Annotated in this window: 17 protein-coding genes; 1 reads left to right on the top strand and 16 read right to left on the bottom strand. The window is 65.3% G+C overall.

Annotation, left to right across the window (positions count from 1 at the left end):
• Positions 1 to 213: 213 nt before the first annotated feature.
• Positions 214 to 2613 carry a phosphoenolpyruvate synthase gene (gene ppsA / locus LGN17_RS11280; protein ID WP_226196785.1) on the bottom strand — a complete coding sequence of 800 codons (2400 nt, stop codon included), beginning with the start codon at positions 2611 to 2613 and terminating at the stop codon, positions 214 to 216.
• 376 nt (positions 2614 to 2989) lie between these two features.
• On the opposite strand from ppsA, the gene LGN17_RS11275 reads away from it, so the two are divergent.
• The gene (locus tag LGN17_RS11275) at positions 2990 to 3805 is read left to right on the top strand and encodes a pyruvate, water dikinase regulatory protein (protein WP_006483812.1); all 816 of its coding nucleotides are present in this window, start codon (positions 2990 to 2992) and stop codon (positions 3803 to 3805) included.
• A 78-nt stretch (positions 3806 to 3883) separates the two neighbouring features.
• Here the strand turns inward: LGN17_RS11275 and LGN17_RS11270 are convergent, their stop codons facing one another.
• The 15 genes from LGN17_RS11270 to tsf form a co-directional block, all read right to left on the bottom strand.
• Complete coding sequence (locus LGN17_RS11270) at positions 3884 to 4666, bottom strand: TrmH family RNA methyltransferase (RefSeq protein ID WP_226196783.1); 783 nt, start codon at positions 4664 to 4666, stop codon at positions 3884 to 3886.
• Positions 4663 to 5307, bottom strand: coding sequence for a ribonuclease HII (gene rnhB, locus LGN17_RS11265; protein WP_226196781.1), 645 nt, complete (start codon positions 5305 to 5307; stop codon positions 4663 to 4665). Before rnhB ends, LGN17_RS11270 begins: the two co-directional genes overlap by 4 nt.
• On the bottom strand, positions 5304 to 6473 hold the full coding sequence (gene lpxB, locus LGN17_RS11260) for a lipid-A-disaccharide synthase (RefSeq protein ID WP_226196779.1): 1170 nt from the start codon (positions 6471 to 6473) through the stop codon (positions 5304 to 5306). The genes rnhB and lpxB overlap by 4 nt, the downstream gene beginning before the upstream one ends.
• A 3-nt stretch (positions 6474 to 6476) precedes the next feature.
• Entirely contained in the window at positions 6477 to 7265 is a 789-nt protein-coding gene (gene lpxA, locus LGN17_RS11255; RefSeq protein ID WP_226196777.1) for an acyl-ACP--UDP-N-acetylglucosamine O-acyltransferase, read from the bottom strand.
• A 58-nt stretch (positions 7266 to 7323) separates the two neighbouring features.
• Positions 7324 to 7791, bottom strand: coding sequence for a 3-hydroxyacyl-ACP dehydratase FabZ (fabZ, locus tag LGN17_RS11250; RefSeq protein ID WP_011352450.1), 468 nt, complete (start codon positions 7789 to 7791; stop codon positions 7324 to 7326).
• Between the two features lie 129 nt (positions 7792 to 7920).
• Positions 7921 to 9015: a UDP-3-O-(3-hydroxymyristoyl)glucosamine N-acyltransferase gene (lpxD, locus tag LGN17_RS11245; protein ID WP_226196774.1), complete on the bottom strand. Its 1095-nt coding sequence runs from the start codon at positions 9013 to 9015 to the stop codon at positions 7921 to 7923.
• 16 nt (positions 9016 to 9031) lie between these two features.
• Positions 9032 to 9529, bottom strand: coding sequence for an OmpH family outer membrane protein (locus tag LGN17_RS11240; protein ID WP_040144479.1), 498 nt, complete (start codon positions 9527 to 9529; stop codon positions 9032 to 9034).
• A gap of 64 nt (positions 9530 to 9593) precedes the next feature.
• Positions 9594 to 11903 carry an outer membrane protein assembly factor BamA gene (bamA, locus tag LGN17_RS11235; RefSeq protein ID WP_175969519.1) on the bottom strand — a complete coding sequence of 770 codons (2310 nt, stop codon included), beginning with the start codon at positions 11901 to 11903 and terminating at the stop codon, positions 9594 to 9596.
• A gap of 61 nt (positions 11904 to 11964) precedes the next feature.
• Positions 11965 to 13335, bottom strand: coding sequence for an RIP metalloprotease RseP (rseP, locus tag LGN17_RS11230; RefSeq protein ID WP_226196772.1), 1371 nt, complete (start codon positions 13333 to 13335; stop codon positions 11965 to 11967).
• 11 nt (positions 13336 to 13346) lie between these two features.
• A complete protein-coding gene (locus tag LGN17_RS11225; protein ID WP_226196770.1) occupies positions 13347 to 14543 on the bottom strand; it encodes a 1-deoxy-D-xylulose-5-phosphate reductoisomerase in 1197 nt (398 codons plus the stop codon).
• A 15-nt stretch (positions 14544 to 14558) separates the two neighbouring features.
• On the bottom strand, positions 14559 to 15380 hold the full coding sequence (locus LGN17_RS11220) for a phosphatidate cytidylyltransferase (RefSeq protein ID WP_226196768.1): 822 nt from the start codon (positions 15378 to 15380) through the stop codon (positions 14559 to 14561).
• The gene (gene uppS, locus LGN17_RS11215) at positions 15374 to 16156 is read right to left on the bottom strand and encodes a polyprenyl diphosphate synthase (protein ID WP_034207662.1); all 783 of its coding nucleotides are present in this window, start codon (positions 16154 to 16156) and stop codon (positions 15374 to 15376) included. Before uppS ends, LGN17_RS11220 begins: the two co-directional genes overlap by 7 nt.
• A 47-nt stretch (positions 16157 to 16203) precedes the next feature.
• Positions 16204 to 16764 carry a ribosome recycling factor gene (frr, locus tag LGN17_RS11210; RefSeq protein ID WP_021159105.1) on the bottom strand — a complete coding sequence of 187 codons (561 nt, stop codon included), beginning with the start codon at positions 16762 to 16764 and terminating at the stop codon, positions 16204 to 16206.
• Between the two features lie 91 nt (positions 16765 to 16855).
• Positions 16856 to 17569, bottom strand: coding sequence for a UMP kinase (gene pyrH / locus LGN17_RS11205; protein ID WP_011352459.1), 714 nt, complete (start codon positions 17567 to 17569; stop codon positions 16856 to 16858).
• A gap of 163 nt (positions 17570 to 17732) precedes the next feature.
• The gene (gene tsf, locus LGN17_RS11200; RefSeq protein ID WP_021159104.1) at positions 17733 to 18614 is read right to left on the bottom strand and encodes a translation elongation factor Ts; all 882 of its coding nucleotides are present in this window, start codon (positions 18612 to 18614) and stop codon (positions 17733 to 17735) included.
• Position 18615 lies beyond the last annotated feature (1 nt).

Genomic DNA, 18615 nt, shown 5'->3' with positions numbered 1-18615 from the left:
TGCATGGAACCAGAATATGCGTTGGAGCGCTACTCCGGTGCGACATGCGCGCTGCCCCCGAGGGGGCGGTCGGCACGCTTGGGGCGGCCCGGGGGTACCGACAAACAAAAACACCCCGGTGCCTACCGGGGTGTTTATAGCATGAAGCTTGCATTTTGCCTTCAACGAAAGCACGGCGTCGCCGCGCTTTCGCCGATGGTGCGTTACCGACCGTTACTTCCGGTTGGCAAGCGCCTGCCACGTATCGATGATCGTGTCGGGGTTCAGCGAGATCGACACGATGCCTTCGTCCGTCAGCCATTGCGCGAAGTCCGGGTGATCGGACGGGCCCTGGCCGCAGATACCGACATACTTGCCCATCTTGCGGCAGGTATCGATCGCGCGCTTCAGCAGGAACTTGACGGCCGGGTCGCGTTCGTCGAAGTCGACAGCCAGCAGCTCCATGCCCGAATCGCGGTCGAGGCCCAGCGTGAGCTGCGTGAGGTCGTTCGACCCGATCGAGAACCCGTCGAAGAACTGCAGGAAATCTTCGGCGAGGATCGCGTTGGTCGGGACTTCGCACATCATCACGAGGCGCAGGCCGTTTTCGCCGCGCTTCAGGCCGAACTTCTCGAGCAGGCCGACGACGCGCTCCGCCTGCTTCACGGTACGCACGAACGGCACCATGATCTCGACGTTGGTCAGGCCCATCTCGTCGCGCACGCGCTTCAGTGCACGGCACTCCATCTCGAACGCCTGCGCGAAGTCTTCAGCGATGTAACGCGACGCGCCGCGGAAGCCCAGCATCGGGTTTTCCTCGTCCGGCTCGTAACGCGAACCGCCGATCAGTTTCTTGTACTCGTTCGACTTGAAGTCGGACAGACGCACGATCACGGGCTTCGGATAGAACGCCGCCGCGATCGTCGCGACACCTTCCGTCAGCTTGTCGACGTAGAACTGACGCGGCGATGCGTGACCGCGCGCGACGCTCTCGACGGCCTTCTTCAGGTCCTGGTCGATGTTCGGGTACTCGAGAATCGCCTTCGGGTGAACGCCGATGTTGTTGTTGATGATGAACTCGAGACGCGCGAGGCCCACGCCGGCGTTCGGCAACTGCGAGAAGTCGAACGCGAGCTGCGGGTTGCCGACGTTCATCATGATCTTGACCGGGATTTCCGGCAGTTCGCCGCGCTGCACTTCCGTGACTTCCGTCTCGAGCAGGCCGTCGTAGATCTTGCCTTCGTCGCCTTCCGCGCACGACACGGTGACGAGCGCGCCGTCCTTCAGGATGTCGGTTGCGTCGCCGCAGCCGACGACTGCCGGCACGCCGAGTTCACGCGCGATGATCGCCGCGTGGCAGGTCCGGCCGCCACGGTTCGTGACGATCGCGGCTGCACGCTTCATCACCGGCTCCCAGTTCGGGTCGGTCATGTCGGCCACGAGCACGTCGCCCGGCTGCACGCGTTCCATTTCCGACGGATCCTGGATCACGCGCACGGGGCCCGCGCCGATCTTCTGGCCGATCGCACGACCCGTCGCGAGCACCTGCGACTGGCCCTTCAGCTTGAAGCGCTGCTCGGCCTTGCCGGTCGCCTGGCTCTTCACGGTTTCCGGGCGTGCCTGCAGGATGAAGATCTTGCCGTCGCGGCCGTCCTTGCCCCACTCGATGTCCATCGGACGCTGGTAGTGCTTCTCGATGATGACCGCGTACTTCGCCAGCTCGATCACGTCTTCGTCAGTGATCGAGTAGCGGTTGCGCTGCTCGTGCGGCACGTCGACCGTCTTCACGCGGCCCGGCTCGCCCGGCTGCGTGAATTCCATCTTGATCAGCTTCGAGCCGATCGAACGGCGGATGATCGGGTACTTGTCCTGCGCGAGCGTCGTCTTGAACACATAGAACTCGTCCGGGTTCACTGCGCCCTGCACGACGGTTTCACCCAGGCCATAGCTCGACGTGATGAACACGGCGTCCTTGAAGCCCGATTCGGTGTCGATCGTGAACATCACGCCGGCCGCGCCAACGTCCGAGCGAACCATGCGCTGCACGCCGGCCGACAGTGCGACTTCCGCGTGCGTGAAGCCCTTGTGCACGCGATACGAGATCGCGCGGTCGTTGTACAGCGACGCGAACACGTGCTTCATGCGGTCGAGCACGTCGTCGATGCCGACGACGTTCAGGTACGACTCCTGCTGGCCGGCGAACGATGCGTCGGGCAGGTCTTCCGCGGTGGCGGACGAACGCACGGCGAACGACAGCTCGCCCGGCGAGCTCTTCGTCAGGATTTCGAACTGCTCACGGATTTCCTGCTCGAGACGTGCCTGCATCGGCGCATCGACGATCCACTTGCGGATTTCGGCACCGGCTTCGGCGAGCGCCTTCACGTCGTCGATGTCGAGCGACTCGAGACGCTTGGCGATGCGGTCGGTAAGGTCGTTGTGCTTGAGGAAATCGCGGAACGCGAGCGCGGTCGTGGCAAAACCGGTGGGTACGCGAACGCCAGCTTCGGAAAGCTGGCTGATCATTTCGCCAAGCGACGCATTCTTGCCGCCGACGATCTCCACATCGGTCATCCGCAACTGCTCGAACGGAATTACATACGCCTGGTCCTTTGCGACGTTTGCTGCGTTAGTCATACAAGCCCCTAAGTGTGAAAAAAATGCTCGATTGCGCAAGTGGGCTTGGACGCGGGCGCTTGCAAAAAGGCGCGGCGCGTCTTGCGCAACCTGTTAGATAAACAATCGCAGCGGCGGATAATCTTCCGACCCGATTTACAAAAATCCCGGCAGAAGGGCGATATTTGCAGACAAATCGCCAAACTTGCCGGGAATTTTGGAATCAAGCGGCGAAGCCCGCGGCGCCGTTCGCGCGCTGCCCCCGCAATTGCTTATCCAACAGGTTGCCGCTATTCTACCGTGCCGGCTGCCGGATGTGGCGCGACCTTGTCACTGCGTCTGGAGGCGGACCTCCAGCCGCCCGCGCAACCGCCCTTCACGCTCGACGCCCAGATTCATGCTGCCTACCGTATTCATCGTCTCCGACGGCACTGGGATCACTGCCGAAACCTTCGCGCATTCGATCCTCTCCCAGTTCGACCAGAAATTCCGCCTCGTGCGCGTGCCGTTCGTCGACTCGCTCGACAAGGCCTATGCGACCGTCGAGAAGATCAACGAGGCCGCCGTGCACGACGGCCGCCGCGCGATCGTGTTCACGACGCTTGTCGACAGCGAGTCGAACGACATCGTCAAGCGCTCGAACGCACTCGTGCTCGACATGTTCCAGCGCTTCGTCGAACCGCTCGAGCAGGAACTGGAGCTCAAGTCGAGCCACGCGATGGGCCGTGGCCACCAGAACGCGGACACCGAGGAATACAAGACCCGGATCGAGGCGATCAACTTCTCGCTCGCGCACGACGACGGCCAGTCGAACCGCAACCTGTCGGAAGCCGACGTGATCCTCGTCGGCGTGTCGCGCAGCGGCAAGACGCCGACGAGCCTGTATCTCGCGATGCAGTACGGCGTGAAGGCAGCAAACTATCCGCTGATTCCGGAGGATTTCGAGCGCGGCAAGCTGCCGTCGGCGCTGTCGCCGTACAGCGAGAAGCTGTTCGGGCTGTCGATCGACCCGCAGCGCCTGTCCGAGATCCGTAACGAGCGTCGGCCGGGCAGCAAATACGCGGCGCCCGAGAACTGTCGCTACGAGATCAACGAAGCCGAAGCGATGATGCGCCGCGAGGGGATCAAGTGGCTGTCGTCGACGCACAAGTCGATCGAGGAAATCGCGACGACGATCCTGCAGGAAATCCGCCTCGACCGGCAGTCGTACTAAGACTGGCCGCCGCCGGAAACAACAAGGCCGCGTCGAACGCGGCCTTTTTCATGGTGCGGAGCACGCACGCGCGTGGCGTCACGCACGCCGCTGCTGACGCACCTGCTCGAACAGGCAGACCGCAGCCGCGGCCGCGACGTTCAGCGACTCCATCCCGCCCGGCTGCGGGATCGTTACGCGAAGCGTGGCCGCGTCGCGCCAGAACGCCGACACGCCGGCACCCTCGTTGCCGAACACCCATGCAACCGGCCCCGACAGGTCGCAGTCGTAGACCGCCCGCGCACCGTGCGAGTCGGTCAGCGCGACCGGCACATCGAGGCGCTCGGCGAGCGCGGCGGCTTCGACGTCCTCGTGGATCGACAGCAGGAAATGCGCACCCATGCCCGAGCGCAGCACCTTCGACGACCAGGCGTACGCGGTGCCCGGCGCACAGAACACGTGGCGCACGCCCGCGGCCGCCGCGCTGCGCAGGATCGAGCCGACGTTGCCGGCGTCCTGCACGCCGTCGAGCACGACCGACGTATGCGTCACGCGCGCCGGCAGCGGCTGCGCCGGCCGGTCGACGAGCAGCAGGAAGCCGACGCCGCTGACGACGTTCGACAACTGCCCGAACAGTGCATCGGGCAGCGTGACGATCCGTTGCGCATCGATGCGCGCGACGATCGCCTGGGCCTCGGCGTGGCCGAGTGCGCCTTCGGTCGTGACGCACAGCTCGGGCGTCGCGCCCGTGTCGAGGTACGCGCTTGCGAGATGGAATCCTTCGAGCAGCGCCTGGCCGCCGCGGCGCTGATGGGACGTCGAACCCGCGAGCGCCTTCAGGCGCTTGTACAGCGGGTTGTCGCGGGAAGTAATGCTTTTCATCGAATCAGGTCGAACGCCGCACGCACCGGTGCGAACGAGCGCCGATGGGCCTCGCACGGGCCGTGCTCGCGCAGTGCGGCAAGGTGTTTCGCGGTGCCGTAGCCCGCATGCACGTTGAAGCCGTACACGGGGAAGCGTTCGTGCAGGTCGACGAGCATGCGGTCACGGGTGACCTTCGCGAGGATCGACGCGGCCGAGATGCTCGGCACGAGCGCATCGCCGCTGACGATCGCTTCGGCACGCACCGTCAGCGTCGGGCAGCGGTTGCCGTCGATCTGCGCGAGCGTCGGCAGGACCGACAGCCCCTCAACCGCCCGCTTCATCGCGAGCATCGTCGCGTGCAGGATGTTCAGCGTGTCGATCTCATCGACGCTCGCCGATGCGACGCAATACGACAGCGAGCGCGCGACGATCAGCTCGTACAGCGCCTCGCGCTTCTTCGCGGACAGCGCCTTCGAATCGTCGAGCCCGTCGATCGGCTGCGCCGGATCGAGGATCACCGCGGCGGCCACCACCGGCCCCGCGAGCGGGCCACGGCCCGCTTCGTCGACGCCGCAGACGATCTCGTCGGGACGGCTGAAATCGAAACCGCCCTGCCCGTCGCTCGACGCGCGACGGCGTGGTGCACGTACTGCGGTCATGCGCGCCCCTTGCGTTGTTCGAGCACGCGCACGACCGCTTCGGCCGCCTTCGCGGCCGTGTTCTGCCGCAGCGAAAGATGCATTTCGGTGAATACTTCGGTCAGCGTGCGGCGGTTCGCGTCATCGCGCAGCTGCGTGAGCGTCGCATCGGCGAGCGCCTCGGGCGTCGCGAAATGCTGCAGCAGCTCGGGCACGACGAAACGCCCCGCCAGGATGTTCGGCAAGCCGACGTACGGCAGGTAGCCCTGCCGGCGCATGATCTGCCCGGTCAGCCAGGGCACCTTGTACGAAATCACCATCGGCTTCTTCAGCAGCGCGGCTTCCAGCGTCACCGTGCCGCTCTTCACGAGGATCGCGTCGGCAGCCGTCATCGCGACCTGCGAGCGGCCGTCGGTGATCGTCAGCGCGAGCTGCGGATGCGCATCGACGAGCGGCTGCAGCAGCGCGCGCAGCGCCGGCGTCGCCGCCGGCATCACGAACCGCACGCCGGGCTCGCGCTGCTGCATCAGCGCCATCGCCGCGAAAAACGTCGGGCCGATCAGCGCGATTTCCGAGCGCCGGCTGCCCGGCAACACGGCGATCACCGGGCCGTCGGCCGGCAGTCCGAGCGCGATGCGCGCACCGTGCGTGTCGGGTTCGAGCGGGATCTCGTCGGCGAGCGGATGGCCGACGTAGGTCGAGGCAACGCCTGCCTTGTCGAGGATCGCCGGTTCGAACGGGAACAGGCACAGCATGTGATCGACGGACTTCGCGATCTTCTTGATCCGGCCGCCGCGCCATGCCCAGATCGACGGGCACACGAAGTGAATCGACGGGATGCCCGCGTCGCGCGCGGCCTGTTCGACGTTGAAGTTGAAGTCGGGCGCGTCGATGCCGATGAAGGCGTCCGGCCGCTCGGCGAGCAACTGGCGCTTCAGCTCGCCGCGAATCCGCAGGATCTCAGGAATCTGGCCCAGCGCCTCGACGTAGCCGCGCACGGTCAGCTTGTCCATCTGCCAGTGCGAGTCGAAGCCATGTGCGATCATCCGCTGCCCGCCGATCCCGTAGTACTGGGCCGATTCGGGCAGCCGCTCGCGCAGCCCGCCGAGCAGCGACGCGCCGAGCAGGTCGCCCGACGGTTCGCCGGCCACCATCGCGAGCCGGAGCTGAGTGGTCGGAAGCGGCATCGCTTAGCGGATGATGCCGCGTTGCGACGCGTCGATGAACTCGACGAACGCCTTCACGGGTGCGTCGCCTTCGCCGCCCGCCGCCGCCAGCTCGCGCAACTGCACTTTCGCTTCCTCGAGCGACAGGCCGTTCTTGTACAGCAGGCGATACGCGCTGCGCAGCGCGGAGATCGCGTCGGGCGAGAAACCGCGCCGGCGCAGCCCTTCGACGTTGATCCCGTGCGGCTCGGCCTTGTTGCCTGCCGCGATCACGAACGGCGGAACGTCCTGCACGAGCGCCGACGCGCCGCCCAGCATCGAGTGCGCGCCAATGCGCACGAACTGGTGGACGCCCGACATCCCGCCGACGATCGCCCAGTCGCCGATCTCGACGTGGCCGGCCATCTGCGCATTGCTCGACAGGATCACGTGATTGCCGACGGTGCAGTCATGACCGATATGCACATAGGCCATGATCCAGTTGTCGTCGCCGAGCGTCGTCACGCCGGCGTCCTGCACGGTGCCCGTGTGGATCGTCGTGAATTCGCGGATCGTGTTGCGGTTGCCGATCACGAGCTTCGTCGGCTCGTCCTTGTACTTCATGTCCTGCGGACGACCCCCGACCGATGCGTAATGGCCGATACGGTTGTCCTCGCCGAGCGTCGTATGGCCTTCGATCACGCTGTGCGAGCCGATCGTCGTACGCGCGCCGATCGTGACGTGCGGACCGACGATCGCGTACGGGCCGATCTCGACCGATTCGTCGATCTGTGCGCCCGCCTCGACAATCGCGGTGGGATGAATCCTGGTCATGCGCCGTTGCCTCTCGATGTGATGTGTCGCGTTGCGTTGCCTGTCCGTGCCGCGTCGCTCAGGGCGCCACGTCGGTCGTCTTGACCGTGCACATCAATTCGGCTTCCGCCGCCACCTTGCCGTCCACTTCCGCCACCGCCTTGAACTTCCAGATGCCGCGGATGTAGCGTTCGAACGTCACGTTCAGAATCAGTTGGTCGCCCGGCTCGACCGGACGCTTGAAGCGCGCGCCGTCGATCCCGACGAAGTAGTACAGCGTGTTCTCCGGATCCTTCGGCTGCTCTTCCGAGAAGGTCAGCAGCGCCGCGGCCTGCGCGAGCGCCTCGAGGATCAGCACGCCCGGCATCACGGGCCGCTTCGGGAAATGCCCCTGGAAGTACGGCTCGTTGATCGACACGTTCTTCAGCGCTTTGATTCCCTTGTGCGGTTCGAGTTCGAGCACGCGATCGACGAGCAGAATCGGGTAGCGATGCGGCAGCAGCGTGAGGATCTTGTGGATGTCGAGATTGATTTTTTCAGTGCTCATGATGGTTCGTCTCACGCAGAGGCTGCGCGGTGGTGATGCAAAGGCTGAAGCGGGCCGCCGTGCGGCCCAGTCTGGCAAACCGGGCCGGTTGCGCTGGCCGTGCCCGGTTCGAGGGCTCGCATGATGCGCTCAGGCGTCCATGCCGCCCTGGGCGGCGAGCGCGGCTTCGAGCGCCTTGATGCGCTCGCGCAGCTTGTCGAGATTGCGCACGAGCGCGGCGCTCTTGTTCCATTCGCCGTGGTCGACAGCCGGGAACGCGCTGGTATAGATGCCGGCCTTCGGCAGCGACTTCGATACGCCCGATTTCGCGGTGATGATGACATAGTCGCCGAGCGTCACGTGGCCGGCGATCCCGGCCGCGCCGCCGATCATGCAATGGCGGCCGATCGTCGTGCTGCCCGCGACCCCGGCGCTGCCGGCGATCACCGTATAGGCGCCGATCCGGCAGTTGTGGCCGATCTGCACCTGGTTGTCGATCTTCACGCATTCCTCGATGACGGTATCCGCCATCGCGCCGCGGTCGATCGTCGTGTTCGCGCCGATCTCGACGTCCGGGCCGATCGTCACGCCACCGACCTGAGGGATCTTGACCCAGCTGCCGGTGCGCGCGTCGCCGTCACCGACGAAATCCGGCGCGAAGCCGAAGCCGTCGGAGCCGATCACCGCACCCGCATGGATGATCGCGCGCGGGCCGATCTTGCAGCCGTGGTATACCGACGCGTTCGGATACAGGTGCGAGCCCGCGCCGATCGTCGTGCCGCGGCCGACGAATACGTTCGCGTCGAGCTGCACGCCGTCTTCGATCACCGCACCGGCCTCGACCGTCACGTGCGGGCCGATCACCGCGCTCGCGGCAACCTGCGCGGCCGGATCGATCGTCGCGCTCGGATGCACGCCGGCGGCGCGCGGCGGCGTGGCTAGGTCGATGAACATCTGCGCGACGCGCGCGAAGTACGCGTACGGATTCGGCGTGACAATGAAATTGCGGGGGCCGGCCGTCCGGCCGCTCGCGGCCGCGCCCAGCTTTTCCAGGTCCTTCGGCGCGATCAGCACCGCGCCGGCGCGGGTCGACTCGACCTGCGACAGGTACTTCGGATTCGCGAGGAACGCGAGTTGCTGCGGGCCTGCCTGGTCGAGCGGTGCGAGCCCGCTCACCTTGCACTGTGCGTCGCCGGCGATCTCGCCGCCGAACCGCTTTACGAGTTCCTCAAGCGTCAATGCCATTCGTCGTCTGCTCCGTTCAGTTCGTCGAGCCGGACGCGAGCGCCTTGAGCACCTTGTCGGTGATGTCGATGCGCGGGCTGACGTACACGGCCTCCTGCACGATCAGGTCGTAATTCTGCTGCTCGGCGATCTGCTTGATGACCTTGTTCGCCCGCTCGAGCACGGCCGCCAGTTCCTCATTGCGGCGCTGGTTCAGGTCTTCGCGGAACTCGCGCTGCTTGCGCTGGAAGTCGGTATCGAGCTGGGCGAGATCGCGCTGCTTCTGCGCGCGATCGGCCGCCGACAGCGACGCGCCGTTCTTGTCCAGCGAATCGGACATCGACTTCAGACGCGCCGCCAGATCCTGCAGATCCTTGTCGCGCTTCGCGAACTCGGCTTCGAGCTTCGTCTGCGCCGCCTTCGCGGGCGCCGACTCGCGCAGGATCCGATCCGAATTGACCGCCGCGATGCGGGCGACGTCCTGTGCGTGCGCCGTTGCCGCGCCCAAGGCCAGCGCAACGGTCAGCGCGCACATCACTCGTTTCGAAAACTTACCGGTTAGCAAAATTACCCTCTCGTTGCTGTTGTCATGCGTTCGGTCAGAACGCCGTCCCGATCTGGAACTGGAATTTCTGGTACTGGTCGCCTTCGTGCTTCTGCAGCGGGAAGCCGAGGCTCAGCTTCAGCGGGCCGATCGGCGAGATCCACGCGAGACCTACGCCGTAGCCGTAACGCAGGCCGTTGGCGCCCGTACTCGTGCCGCCCGGCGCGTTGCCCCACACGTTACCGCCGTCGAGGAACGTGAACACGCGCAGCGTGCGGTCGTAGCCCGTGCCCGGCAGCGGGAACGTCAGTTCGATGTTACCGACGACCATCTTCGAACCACCGATCGGGTCGTTCGTCTTCGTGTCGCGCGGGCCCAGCGAGCTCGGCTCATAGCCACGCACGGAGCCGATACCGCCCGCGTAGTAGTTCTTGAAGATCGGGTACGGGTTGCCGATACCGTTACCGTAGCCGCCTTGCAGGTTCAGGCCCAGAATGAAGCCGCGCGAGAACGAATAGTAGTACTGGGCCTGCAGGTCGGCCTTGTAGTACTGGATCTTGCCGACCGGCACGCCGTACTCCATGTTCGCCTGCGTGAAGTAGCCGCGGCTCGGAATCAGCGCGCTGTCACGCGCGTCGCGCGACCACGCGACCGTCAGCGGCACCGTGTTCGACACGCGGCCGAACTGGTTCACGTAATCCTGGTAGCTCTGCGGCGTGTTCGAATCGACGTCGAGACGGTTCTGCTCGAAGCCCGCGCCGAAGTAGACGGTGTCGACTTCCGAGAACGGGATGCCGAACTTCATGTTGCCGCCCGCGCTGATGATCCGGAAGCTCGAGCTCGTCGAATAGTAGAGCGGCTGGTACGTGCGGTAGTAGACGTCCGTGATCCGCTTGATGCCGTCGACCGTGAAATACGGGTCGACCTGCGTGACGGTCAGCGTGCGGTAGCTCTTCGCGGTGTTGACGTTCACCGACAGGCTGGTACCCGAACCGAACACGTTGTCCTGCGACACGCCGGCCGACAGCACGACCTTGTCCGTCGACGAGAAGCCGGCACCCAGCGTGATCGCGCCAGTCGGCTTTTCGTCGACCTTCACGTTCACGTCGACCTGGTCGTTCGTGCCTTCGACCGGCACCGTCGTCACGTCGACGTTGGTGAAGTAGCCGAGACGGTTCACGCGATCCTTCGACAGCGCGAGGCGGTTCGAGTCGAACCACGAGCTTTCGAGCTGGCGCATTTCGCGGCGCACCACCTCGTCGCGCGTGCGCGTGTTGCCGACGACGTTGATGCGGCGCACGTACACACGGCGGCTCGGATCGACGACGAGGTTCAGGTTCACCTTGTGGTTCGCCTGGTCGATGTCCGGCTGCGCGTTGACGGTCGCGAATGCGTAACCGTATTCGCCGAGCTTGTCGACGATCGACTTGGTGGTCTGCTGCAGCTTTTCGGCCGAGAAGCGATCGCCCGGCTTGATCTTGATCAGCTTGTTGAGTTCGGCTTCGCGATCGAGCAGGTTGCCCGACAGCTTGATGCCCGATACCGTGTACGGCTCGCCTTCGTGCAGCGTGACCGTCAGGTACATGTCCTTCTTGTCGGGCGAGATCGACACCTGGGTCGAATCGATGTTGAACTCGAGATAGCCGCGGTTCAGGTAGTACGAGCGCACCGCTTCGAGGTCGCCCGTCAGCTTTTCCTTCGAGTACAGGTCGTTCTTCGTGTACCAGGAGAACCAGTTCGGCGTCGACAGCTGCATTTCGTCGCGCAGCGTGCTGGTGCTGAATGCCTTGTTGCCGATGAAGTTGATCTGGCGGATCTTCGCGCTCGGGCCTTCGGCCACCGCGAATAGGATCGACACGCGGTTCGCGTCGACCGGCGTGATCGTCGTCTTGACCTCGGCCGCGTAGAAGCCGCGCGTGAGGTACTGGCGCTTGAGCTCCTGCTCCGCCTTGTCGACGAGCGCCTTGTCGTAGTAACGGCCGTCGGCGAGGCCGACAGCGCGCAGCGCCTTCGTCAGGTTATCCTTGTCGAATTCCTTCGTGCCGGTGAAGTCGATCGACGCGATGGCCGGACGCTCCTGCACCTGCACGATCACGACGTTGCCCTGCGTGGCGATGCGTACGTCGTTGAAGAAGCCCGTCGCGTACAGCGCGCGGATTGCTTCGGATGCCTTGTCGTCCGTGAAGGTATCGCCCTGCTTGATCGGCAGGTAGGCGAACACCGAACCCGCTTCGACGCGCTGCAGCCCCTCGATCTTGATGTCTTGCACCACGAACGGTGCCGCTGCATGCGCCGCGAGGCCGTGCGCGGCGAGCGCGGCCGCTGCAACTGTCTTAGGTACAAAGCGATGAGGTTTGAACAACATGCATCCCCAATATTTAGCTGCATCAAATCAGGCGGCTGCCCAGCGGCGGCCGCCTGACGCTTCAGAAATGGATTAACCGAGCCAGATCGTTGAACAGCGCGATCGCCGATAATGCGACGATGCAGATCAACCCGGCTCTTTGCAGAATCAGCTGCCAGCGCTCCGAGACGGCTTTCCCGGTCGCGGCTTCAACCGCATAATATAACAGATGCCCCCCGTCCAAAACGGGAATCGGCAACAAGTTCAGGACGCCAAGGCTAATGCTGACAAGGGCGAGGAACGACAGGAACGCCGACGGGCCAAGCCGCGCACTCTTGCCCGCGTAGTCCGCAATCGTTACCGGGCCGGACAGGTTCTTCAGCGACGCGTTGCCCGTGATCATGCGCCCGAACATCCGCAGCGAATACACGGAGATGTCCCACGTGCGGTGCGCGCCGAGCCGTAGGCTCTCGATCGGCCCGTACCGTACGTCGACGGACGGCGCATGCATCGACAGCGCCGCGCCGATACGGCCGACCTCCTGCCCCGACTCGTCGTCGCGCTGCATCTGCGGCACGATCGACACGGTCTGCGCGGCGCCGTCGCGCTCGATCTGCAGATCGAGCGGCTTGCCCGCATGGTGTTTCACGAAATCGATGAAACGCGACGCGCCGCCGATCGGCTTGCCGTCGAGCGCGACCAGCTTGTCGCCGGACTTCAGCCCCGCCCGCTCCGCCGCGCTGCCGGGCTGCACCGACGCGACCGACAGCGTGCCGCCGCCGGTCTCGAAGCCCAGATGGGCCATGAAATCGTCGTCGAGCTGACTTTCGGGAACATTGCGCAGGTCGACGCGAAAATCGAACGTCGTGTTGCCGTCTCGTGCACCCAGCACGATCTCGCGGTGATCGAACGCAGCCGCCAGCAGCTTCCAGCGCAGGTCCGACCACGACCGCACCGGCTCGGACTCGCCGCCCTGCCCGTTGCGGATCGACACGATCGTCTCGTTGCCGTCGAAGCCCGCGCGCGCCGCCACCGTGCCGGCGGCCGGCGGTGCGACGATCGCGGCGGGCTCGGTTACACCGGTGGCGAATACGATGGAAAACAGCGCAATTGCCAACAGAAAGTTGGCAATCGGTCCGGCCGCGACGATCGCGATGCGCTTGTAGACGGACTGCCGGTTGAACGCCTGGCCGAGTTCCTCGGGCGGGATGCCGGGGCCGGGATCGCGCTCGTCGAGCATCTTCACGTAGCCGCCGAGCGGCAGCGCCGACAGCGTCCACTCGGTGCCCGTCCTGCGGCTGACCCAGCGCGCGACGGGCTGGCCAAAGCCGATCGAGAAACGCAGCACCTTCACGCCGCACCAGCGCGCGACGCGATAGTGTCCGTACTCATGCACGACGACCAGCACCCCGATCGCCACCGCAAACGCGATCAGTTCGACCAGCACGTTCATGAGCACTCCATTCAGACAGTGCGCTCCACGCGTGGCGCAGGCGCTTTCGCAATGATGTCGGCGGCAAGGCGGCGTGCCTCGGCATCCGCCGCCAGGACGTCCTCGAGCCCGTCGGGCGTACGATTCGGTAGCGTGTTGAGCACGGCGTCGACCGTCGCCGCAATCGCCATGAAGCCGATGCGGCGCTCGAGAAACGCTTCGACCGCGACTTCGTTCGCCGCGTTCAATGCGGCGCTCGCGATACCGCCTTCCTCAAGCGCCTTCAGCGCGAGCGCGAGGCACGGGAAGCGCGCGTAATCGGGCTTCTCGAACGACAACTGGGCGATCTGCGCGAGATCGAGCTGCTCGACGCCCGCATCGACACGCTCGGGGAATGCGAGCGCGTGTGCGATCGGCGTGCGCATGTCGGGGTTGCCGAGCTGTGCGAGCACCGAGCCGTCGCGATACGACACGAGCGAATGGATCACGCTCTGCGGGTGGATCAGCACGTCGATCCGGTCGCCCGGCAGCCCGAAGATCCAGTGCGCCTCGATCACCTCGAGGCCCTTGTTCATCATCGTCGCGGAATCGACCGAGATCTTGCGGCCCATCACCCAGTTAGGATGCTTGCACGCCTCGTCCGGCGTCACGTCGACGAGCGTAGCCGGTTCGCGCGTGCGGAACGGGCCGCCCGACGCGGTCAGGATGATCTTCGCGATCCCGCCGTGCTCGGCCGCGTCGCGCGGCATGCACTGGAAGATCGCGTTGTGCTCGCTGTCGACCGGCAGCAGGATCGCGCCATGGTCGCGCACGGCGTCCATGAAGATCGCGCCCGACATCACCAGCGCTTCCTTGTTCGCGAGCAGGATGCGCTTGCCGGCGCGCGCGGCCGCAAGGCTCGGCGCCATGCCGGCCGCACCGACGATCGCCGCGACCACCGTATCGCAGCCATCGCTCTTCGACACGTCGACGAGCGCCTGCGGCCCGTACAGCACGGTCGTCTTGCTGCCCGCCGCGCGCAGTTTCGCGTCGACCTGCGCGGCCGTCGCGGCATCGCCGACCACGGCCACTTCGGGTGCGAAGCGCAGGCACTGCTCGACCAGCTTGTCGCCGTTGCGATGTGCGGTCAGCGCATAGACCGAGAAACGCTCGGGATGGCGCGCGACCACGTCGAGCGTGCTGTCTCCGATCGAGCCCGTGGAACCGAGCAATGTCAGACGTTTTTGCATAACAGAATTAATGGTTTAACCAAGCAGCAGCATCGCGAGCGGCAGCACCGGCAGCAACGCGTCGACACGATCGAGTACGCCGCCATGGCCAGGCAGCAGTCCGCTCGAATCCTTCACGCCCGCCTGCCGCTTCAGCAACGACTCGAACAGGTCGCCGATCACGCTGTACGCGACCAGCAGCGTCAGTGCGGCCCACGCGCCGGGCATCCCGTAACGCACGGCGAACGCTGAAAACAGGGTCGGCTCGAACGCATGCGCGGCCATCGCGACACCGGCGACGACCATGACGGCGAGCCAGCCACCGATCGCGCCTTCCCAGCTCTTGCCGGGGCTGATCGTGATGGCCAGTTTACGCTTTCCGAACGCCTTGCCCGCGAAGTATGCGCCGATATCGGCAAGCCAGACGACCAGAAGCAGCGACAACACGAACGGCACGCCCTGCGCGCGGGCCGCGACGAGCGCATGCCAGCAGGCCGCAAAGACCACGAGGCCGGCCGCGAGCAGGAACGGCCGCCATACGCCGCCCGCGAGCTCCGGCTTGCGCCGCAGCGCGAACGGGCCGACCAGCAGCCAGAACACGCCGGCTGCCATGAAAAGGGGACGGGACGAAGCCGCGTCGACGCCGAGCGGCACCGTTGCCGCGAGCGCCAGCGCCGCGACGGCCGCATAGACGACCGGGCCGGCGCCGCCGAGCTTGAGCAGGCGCGCCCACTCCCACGCGGCAAACACGAGCACGACGCCGATCAGCGCGCCGAACGCGGTGAGCGGCGCGAACAGCGTCACCGGCAGCAGTACCGCCAGCATCACGATCGCCGTGATCACACGGGTTTTCAGCATGAAAGGGAGTCGGCGTTCTGCGATTGTGGTTCGAGCTGTGCGCTCGTGCGGCCGAAACGGCGCTCGCGCTCCGTATACGACGCCATTGCGTCGGCCAGTGCCGCGCCGTCGAAATCCGGCCAGTATTTGTCGGTGAAATAGAATTCGGCGTACGCGAGCTGCCACAGCAGGAAGTTGCTGACGCGTTGCTCGCCACCGGTACGGATGAAGAGATCGGGCTCCGGCGCATAGGCCATCGCCAGGTGCGGCGCGAACGCGTCCTCGGTCACCTCGACCTCGCGACCTTCGCGCACGGCCTGCTCGACGAGCTTCTTCGTCGCCTGCAGGATGTCCCACCGGCCGCCGTAGTTGGCCGCGATGGTGAGCGTAAGACGGGTATTGCGCGCCGTCTTGGTTTCGGCGCGGCGAATCAGTTCGCGGATGCGCGGCTCGAAGCGCTCGAGATCGCCGACGACACGCAGGCGGATCCCGTTCGCGTGAAGCTTGCCGACCTCGCGCTCGAGCGCGGTGATGAAGAGGCGCATCAGGAACGACACTTCGTCGTTCGGACGGCGCCAGTTCTCCGAACTGAACGCGAACAGCGTCAGGTATTCGACGCCGGCGCGCGCGCAGCCTTCGACCACCGCCCGCACGGCATCGACGCCGCGGGTGTGCCCCGCGACGCGCGGCAAGCGGCGTTCGGTGGCCCAACGGCCGTTGCCGTCCATGATGATCGCGATGTGACGCGGCACGACGCCGACGTCAGGCACGCGAACGGTAGAGCTGGTATAGGTCATGGCCGTTGAGACAGTTGCGGGAAGAAGGCGGCGCGCGAGGACGGTCGTCAGACCGTCATGATCTCGGCTTCCTTGGTCTGCACGAGCTTGTCGATTTCGGCGACGTGCTTGTCGGTCAGCTTCTGCACGTCGTCGCTCGCACGGCGCTCGTCGTCTTCCGAGATTTCCTTGTCCTTCACGAGCTTCTTGAGCGCTTCGTTCGCGTCGCGGCGCAGGTTGCGGATCGCGACCTTGGCCGTTTCGCCTTCGCTCTTGACGACCTTGGTCAGCTCGCGGCGGCGCTCTTCCGTCAGCGCGGGCATCGGCACGCGGATCAGGTCGCCGGCGGTGGCCGGGTTCAAGCCCAGGTCGGCTTCGCGGATGGCCTTCTCGACCTTCGCGACCATGTTCTTTTCCCACGGCTGCACGCCGATCGTGCGCGCATCGACGAGCGTCAGGTTAGCGACCTGCGAGATCGGCACCATCGACCCGTAGTAGTCGACCTGCACGTGATCGAGCAGACCGGTGTGTGCACGGCCCGTACGGATCTTTGCCAGATCGTTCTTGAACGCTTCGATCGAGCGCTGCATCTTTTGCTCGACGCCCTTCTTGGTATCAGCGACACTCATTTCAACCTCCGAACCTTCTAACCTTCAAAGAACGCGGACCCTGCCCGGCGCATCCGGTGCGCCGCGGCCAACGACCCGCATCCGCGGGAGTTTACACGTGGACGAGCGTACCTTCGTCCTCGCCCAGCACGATGCGCTTGAGCGCGCCCGGCTTGTTGATCGAAAACACGCGAATCGGCAGCTTCTGGTCGCGGCACAGCGCAAAGGCCGTCGCGTCCATCACCTGCAGGTTGCGGCTGATCGCCTCGTCGAAAGTGATCGTCGTGTAACGCGTGGCCGACGGATCCTTCTTCGGATCGGCAGAATATACGCCATCGACCTTGGTCGCCTTCAATACGACCTCGGCGCCCACTTCCGAACCGCGCAGCGCGGCGGCCGTGTCCGTCGTGAAGAACGGGTTGCCCGTACCGGCCGCGAAGATCACGACGCGGCCTTCCTCGAGCTGGCGGATCGCGCGGGGCCGGATGTACGGCTCGACGACCTGGTCCATCCGCAGCGCGGACTGCACGCGCGCCTCGATGCCGGCGTGGCGCATCGCGTCCTGCAGCGCCAGCGCGTTCATCATCGTCGCAAGCATCCCCATGTAGTCTGCCGTCGCGCGATCCATGCCGGCCGCGCCGCCCGCGACACCGCGGAAAATATTACCGCCACCGATCACGACCGCGAGCTGCGTACCGAGACGTACGACTTCGGCGATATCGGCCACCATCCGTTCGATCGTCGCGCGATTGATGCCAAAGGCATCGTCGCCCATCAGTGCTTCGCCGGAGAGTTTGAGGAGAACGCGTTTATAGGCATTGGACATAGGGGCTTCCGAGCGACGAGAGGATGACAACCACGAACTGTAGGGGCGAAATACTGATTCGGGCAAGCGCCGACGGTCGGACCGGGTTTCCCGGCCGGCCGGCGGCGGCGCCGACCGCGGCGGAGCGGACGCCCGCCGCGGATACTGCCTGACTGCTTACGGCTTACTGCTGCTTTGCTGCTGCGACTTGCGCGGCCACTTCGGCGGCGAAGTCGTCCTGGCGCTTCTCGATGCCTTCGCCGACGACGAACAGCGCGAACTTCTGCACTGCGGCATTCGCTGCCTTCAGCATCTGCTCGATCGTCTGCTTGTCGTTCTTCACGAACGTCTGGTTCAGCAGCGACACTTCCTTCAGGTACTTCTGGACGCTACCGTCGACCATCTTCGCGACGATTTCGGCCGGCTTGCCCGATTCCGCAGCCTTCTGCTCGGCCACGCGGCGTTCCGTCTCGATCAGTTCTGCCGGCACGTCGGCCGACGACAGCGCGACCGGCTTCATTGCCGCGATGTGCATCGCGACATCCTTGCCGACCTGCTCTTCCGCGCCCGTGTACTCGACGATCACGCCGATACGCGCGCCGTGCAGGTACGTTGCGATCTTGTTTGCAGTTTCGAAACGGACGAAACGGCGGATCGAGACGTTCTCGCCGATCTTGCCGATCAGCGCCAGACGCACTGCATCGACCGTCGAGCCTTCGAGCGGCAGTGCCGACAGCGCAGCCACGTCGGCCGGGTTTTGCGTCGCGACGAGTTCTGCAACCGTCTTCGAGAATGCGAGGAAGTCGTCGTTCTTCGCGACGAAGTCGGTTTCGCAGTTCAGTTCGACCAGCGCGCCTGCGTTGCCGCCGACGAACGATGCGACGACGCCTTCTGCCGTCACGCGCGATGCCGCCTTGCTCGCCTTGTTGCCGAGCTTGACGCGCAGCAGCTCTTCAGCCTTGGCCAGATCGCCGTCAGCTTCCGTCAGCGCCTTCTTGCATTCCATCATCGGTGCGTCGGTCTTTGCGCGCAGTTCTGCCACCATGCTTGCGGTAATTGCCGCCATC

Origin of the sequence: Burkholderia sp. AU30280 (assembly GCF_020420125.1) — a bacterium.
Taxonomy (GTDB): Bacteria; Pseudomonadota; Gammaproteobacteria; order Burkholderiales; family Burkholderiaceae; genus Burkholderia.
The sequence above is the reverse complement of the archived record's forward strand: the minus strand, read 5'-3'. Positions and strand labels throughout refer to the sequence as shown.